This is a genomic window from Microcystis sp. M109S1 (genome assembly GCF_020247025.1).
In the GTDB taxonomy this organism is placed as follows: domain Bacteria; phylum Cyanobacteriota; class Cyanobacteriia; order Cyanobacteriales; family Microcystaceae; genus Microcystis.
In genome coordinates, this window is sequence record NZ_JADBRW010000008.1 from 1 (window position 1) to 3,137 (window position 3,137).

The 3,137-nt window shown below is 46.4% G+C and carries 5 protein-coding genes and 1 pseudogene; 1 reads left to right on the top strand and 5 read right to left on the bottom strand.

Features of this window, described 5'->3' with window-relative positions:
- The 4 genes and pseudogenes from IM322_RS23090 to rpsO form a co-directional block, all read right to left on the bottom strand.
- A pseudogene (locus IM322_RS23090) lies at positions 1-139 on the bottom strand (Uma2 family endonuclease); the annotation flags it as partial.
- A gap of 64 nt (positions 140-203) precedes the next feature.
- Complete coding sequence (gene aroF, locus IM322_RS00350; protein ID WP_002750796.1) at positions 204-1,259, bottom strand: 3-deoxy-7-phosphoheptulonate synthase; 1,056 nt, start codon at positions 1,257-1,259, stop codon at positions 204-206.
- Between the two features lie 58 nt (positions 1,260-1,317).
- Complete coding sequence (locus IM322_RS00355) at positions 1,318-1,782, bottom strand: PAM68 family protein (protein ID WP_286825044.1); 465 nt, start codon at positions 1,780-1,782, stop codon at positions 1,318-1,320.
- A gap of 24 nt (positions 1,783-1,806) precedes the next feature.
- The gene (rpsO, locus tag IM322_RS00360; protein WP_002738807.1) at positions 1,807-2,076 is read right to left on the bottom strand and encodes a 30S ribosomal protein S15; all 270 of its coding nucleotides are present in this window, start codon (positions 2,074-2,076) and stop codon (positions 1,807-1,809) included.
- Positions 2,077-2,367: 291 nt separating this feature from the next.
- On the opposite strand from rpsO, the gene IM322_RS00365 reads away from it, so the two are divergent.
- A complete protein-coding gene (locus IM322_RS00365) occupies positions 2,368-2,697 on the top strand; it encodes an NAD(P)H-quinone oxidoreductase subunit M (RefSeq protein WP_002738864.1) in 330 nt (109 codons plus the stop codon).
- A gap of 112 nt (positions 2,698-2,809) precedes the next feature.
- Here the strand turns inward: IM322_RS00365 and IM322_RS00370 are convergent.
- Positions 2,810-3,137, bottom strand: a 328-nt coding sequence (locus tag IM322_RS00370; protein WP_287672546.1) for a zinc ribbon domain-containing protein, incomplete at its 5' end; no start/stop codon positions are given.

Sequence of the window (3,137 nt, forward strand, 5' to 3'; positions counted from 1 at the left end):
CATAAAATAAATGGGCGCGATTATTTTCTCCTAGTGCCTGTAAAATTTGCTGATAGGATAGCCAATTGAGATGATAAAAAGTAACCCGTCTTTCTGCCCGGATTTCGCTAGTATTTAACTCCAGAGGAACTGTCACCATAACTGCCCCGAAAAGCGAAATTTATGCCCAAAAAAGGGGGTTGATTCACCCCCTAATCATCTTATTAAACCAGTGCTGGAACCTGGGGCCAACGCCCGATCGTCTTACCAATGACCGCTAACTCCTGAGTTAATCGATCGAACCGGTCGGGGGTCAAGGATTGCGGCCCATCAGATAGGGCCTTCGCCGGGTTAGGATGTACCTCGATCATCAAGGAATCGGCCCCAGCTGCCAGGGAAGCCATGGCCATGGTCGGGACATATTCCCATTTACCCGTACCGTGGCTAGGATCGATCATGATCGGCAGGTGAGTTAAAGTTCTTAAAACGGGAATACAGGATAAATCTAGGGTATTGCGAGTATATTTACTGTCAAAGGTGCGGATACCGCGTTCGCAGAGAATGACATTGCTATTTCCTGCCGCGAGGATATATTCTGCCGCCATCAACCAATCTTCAATAGTGGCCGCCATGCCGCGCTTGAGTAGGACCGGTTTCGGTTGCGCCCCAACTTTTTTCAGGAGGGAAAAATTCTGCATATTGCGCGCCCCCACTTGCACCACGTCGGCTATTTCGACAATCTTATCGAGATCCGCCGCGTCCATTACTTCCGTGATAATACCCAAACCACTGGCATCTCTAGCCGCCGCTAGTAATTCCAAAGCGCTTTCCCCGTGACCTTGGAAAGCATAGGGAGAAGTGCGGGGTTTGTAGGCACCACCGCGGAGGAATTGCGCTCCGGCTGCCGCCACTCGTTTGGCAGTTTCCACGATCATCGCTTCATTTTCCACCGAACAGGGGCCGGCGACAATGCTAACGGTATGATTTCTGCCGATGGGGATAACACCGTTAGGAGTGGGGACTAAAACCTCGCTGTATTCGCCGTGACGGTATTCTAAAGAGGCGCGTTTGAAGGGTTGTTCGACTCGCAGGACGGTTTCGATCCAAGGGCTTAATTCTTGGATTTGTAGGGGGTCTAATTCCCTGGTTTCTCCGACTAAACCGATGACAACTTTATGCTTACCGACGATTTTTTCGGGACTTAATCCCCATGCCTCGAATTCGGCACTGACGCGCTCGATTTCAATTTCCGGGGAACCAACTTTCATGACAATAATCATGGCATTAACCTTTTATTTTTTTCTTTAATCTCTATTGTTGACGATTTCTAGAGGTTATCTATTTTTCTTCCACTTCTTTTTTGCCGGACCGCCACGCGGCGATCGTTCTGCCAAAATTAGCTTGAAATTCTTGCCATCCTAGCCAATCCCCCACCCGATCCTCATCCCAAGAAGCGGAGAAGATGCCATAACTCAGACCGATGAAACCTAGACCAAATAGGCTTAAACTGACGAGCATGGCGACGTAGGAAGGGATTTCGAGAAGATCGTGGCTAATAATCCAGTAGAAGCCAAAAAAGGAAGCTATCCCCAGTGCCGTCGGCAGGCCACAAAATACCGCCATCCGTTTGGCCATCCGTTGACTGACCACTTGCGGAATCGCCTTTAAGCTGGTTTCCTCGGAGCGATTTTTTAGGGGCGGTGGCACGGGACTAGGGGCAATTTTCGGGGTTTTTCGCTTATTTTGGCGCGGCTCAAAGGGGAGACGTGCTTTTTTCTCCGTCGATTTCGATTCAGAGGCCATGGTAGGGATGCAAAGGGGGTATGCTTAACGGCGAATTCCGAGACGACCAATCAGGGTTTGATAACGTTGTTGATCTTTCTTCTGGATATAGGTTAACAGTCCCCGACGACGACCGATCATCTGGAGTAATCCCCGACGGGAAGCATGGTCTTTCGGGTTAGCTTTCAGGTGTTCGGTCAGTTGGTTGATTCTCTCGGTTAAGAAAGCTACCTGTAACTCCGATGATCCTGTATCGGTTTCGTGGGCCTGATATTGGCTGATTAGTTCTTGTTTTTTGGTCTGGGTTAAGGCCATAGGACTCGTGATCTCTACTTAAACACTGCAATCTATCATAGTATCACGTTTCTGGTCGATCCGTAAACATTGTTCGGGAGACAGCCATCTCAGTGATCAGTTATCAGTTATCAGTTACCAGTTATCAGTGGGGGTGTTAAGTGAGCAGTACATGGGTGACAGTAACAGTGTTGTCTTTTCACTGATTACTGTTTACTGTTTACTGATCACTGAAAAAAACTTCCCAATTCCCCAATTCCGCAAATCATGGCAAAATCTTAGACATAGCGTCTAACTTACCCTGAAGATTCCATGCTGTTAAAATCCACGACCCGTCATATTCGCATTTATACGGCTGAAGTAAAAAATAATCAATTAATCGAGAGTAACAATGTCTTGACTCTTGATGTGGATCCCGATAATGAATTTAATTGGGAAGAAGTGGCTCTCAATAAGGTTTATAGTAAGTTTGATGAATTGGTAGAATCCTACAATGGGGAAGAACTGAGCGAATATAATCTCCGTCGCATCGGTTCAGATCTAGAACATTTTATCCGTTCTCTCCTGCAAAAAGGGGAAATTAGCTATAATCTCAACGCCAGAGTGCAGAACTATAGTATGGGTTTACCGAAATTAGGGTGAACGATTCCGCGTACCTTCCCCACCCGGACACCTAGGGGGGTGGGGAATTTGCCTCGCGGCAATGAGGAGTTTCACTCCTTGGGGGTGAGGGAAGAATTGCCTGTTATAGTTACTAATTCTGTACGCAAACGTCGCACTTTGAATCAGCTTTGTACGCTTTGACCCGTACAGGGCTAACTACAAGCCTCTCTATCGGATTCTTGCTAAATGCAACCTCTCCGACTACCTTTCTCCCTATATTTAACGAACCATTAATATCTGCTCCATAGAGATAACCTGAAGAACTTCTAAACAATCCTCTTTTAACTCTCTTGCCCAAATATTTTTCTTGTTTGCCAATTGGTTCCCAATCTAAGAAACTACATTTAGACGTATAGCTTTCATTAGTCGTAATAACTTTTATTCCGACTAAAATTGCCTTGTAAGTTAGTTGTTCAATA